General features: G+C 71.0%; 1 protein-coding gene and 1 pseudogene. One reads left to right on the plus strand and one right to left on the minus strand.

The features are described from left to right. Positions 1–141 precede the first annotated feature (141 nt). Positions 142–864: an SDR family oxidoreductase gene (locus E1294_RS51825; protein WP_132520696.1), complete on the plus strand. Its 723-nt coding sequence runs from the start codon at positions 142–144 to the stop codon at positions 862–864. A 199-nt stretch (positions 865–1,063) separates the two neighbouring features. Here E1294_RS51825 and E1294_RS51830 read toward each other — a convergent pair. Then, positions 1,064–1,560 (minus strand): annotated as a pseudogene (locus E1294_RS51830) (IS5 family transposase); the annotation flags it as partial. Positions 1,561–1,668: the final 108 nt, after the last annotated feature.

A 1,668-nucleotide genomic window follows, 5' to 3' on the forward strand; every position in this document is an offset into this window, starting at 1 on the left:
AACCCCGCCCGCCCTGCTCATCGGCGGCCTTCGACGGCGCGTCCGTGGTCGCCGAGCGCGCCGCCTTCGCGCGGACCGCGCTCGGCCCGCGCCGGCCCATGGCATCCGTCATCGAACTGCTCAAGTGAAAGGAGTCTCCTCATGCGGGTCGCCCTGATTACCGGAGGCGGGAGAGGCATCGGCCGGGCGATCGCCCTGCGCCTGGCCGCCGACGGAGCGAACGTCGTCGTCAACTACCGCAGCGATGTTCAGGCGGCCAAACAGGTCGCCGCCGCCGTGGAGAACCTGGGGGGCCAGGCCGCGGTGATCCGGGCGGATGTGGCCGACCCCGAGCAACTGCGGGCGCTCTTCGACACGGCCGAGGGCGCTTTCGGCGGTCTGGACGTGTTCGTGCACAACGCCTTCGGTGCCACGCTCGGGCCGCTCGCGCTGGCCACCGACGAGGATTACGCGCAGAACTTCGCGACCAACTCGCTGGCCGCGTTCGTCGCCTTCCGCGAGGCGGCCACGCGCCTGCGCGACGGCGGCAGGATCGTGTACGTCTCCACCGCGATCACCCGGGTGAGCAATCCCGGCTCGTCCCTGTATTCGGCGAGCAAGGCCGCCGGGGAGCAGCTGGTGCGGGTGCTCGCCCGGGAGGTGGCCGCGCGCGGCATCACGGTCAACAGCGTGCTGCCGGGGCCGGTCGACACCGACTCGGCGCGGGCCATCATCGACCAGCTGACCCCCTCCGTCAACCGGACCCCCTTCGGCCGGATCGGCGAGCCCGAGGACATCGCCGACGTCGTCGCCTTCCTGGCCTCCGATCAGGCTCGCTGGATCACCGGCCAGCGGATCGTGGCCGACGGCGGGCTCACGGCCTGAGCCGGCGGTTCACTCCCGGGCGGCTCACCGAGGAAGGAGGTGATCGGCATATACCTGTTGTTCGTCAACGTCTGTGGTAACGCCACGGCTCCGGGCACGGCCGGCCATGCCCGGAGCCATCAGCCTCACACCTCCCCGCACCACAGGCGCAGCGTCTCGCGGAGGTGCCGTGATTGGGATGAACGCCGATCCAGGCCAGCTAAAAGCTGTTTCTTGGATCAGGTTCGAGCCACATGATCAGAGCGGCCAGGGTGACGGTGCCGAGGAAGATGTAGGCGCGCGTTTGTCATAGCGCGTGGCCACCGCCCGGACGTTCTTCGGCCGGTTGATCGCCCGTTCGACGACGTTGCGCGCCTTGTAGTGTTCGGTGTCGAAGCCGGTGGGTCGTCCTCCGGCCGAGCCGCGCCGGCGGTGGTGGGCGCGTTGGTCGCGGGGTCCGGGGATGGTGTGGCGGATCTTGCGGCGGCGCAGCTGGGCGCGGTTGGCGCGGGAGGAGTACGCCTTGTCCGCGGCCAGGCTGTCGGGCCGGGTGCGGGGGCGTCCCGGCCCCAGCCGGGGTATCCGGATAGCCTCCAGCACGCGCCGGAACTGCGGGCTGTCGCCGTACTGGCCCGGGGTCAAGACCAGCGACAACATCCGGCAGCGGCCGTCCGCCGACAGGTGGATCTTGGTGGTGAACCCACCCCGGGAACGGCCTGAGCACTCGCCGGTCTGACCACCTCCGCCAGCCGGGCGGCCAGCGCGGCCAGAACCGGATCGCCCCGGTTTGTCCCTGCGGCGTCCCCCTTTTGCCGCTCTGGTGCG

The sequence above is a fragment of the Nonomuraea diastatica genome (assembly GCF_004349015.1).
In the GTDB taxonomy this organism is placed as follows: Bacteria; Actinomycetota; Actinomycetes; order Streptosporangiales; family Streptosporangiaceae; genus Nonomuraea; species Nonomuraea diastatica.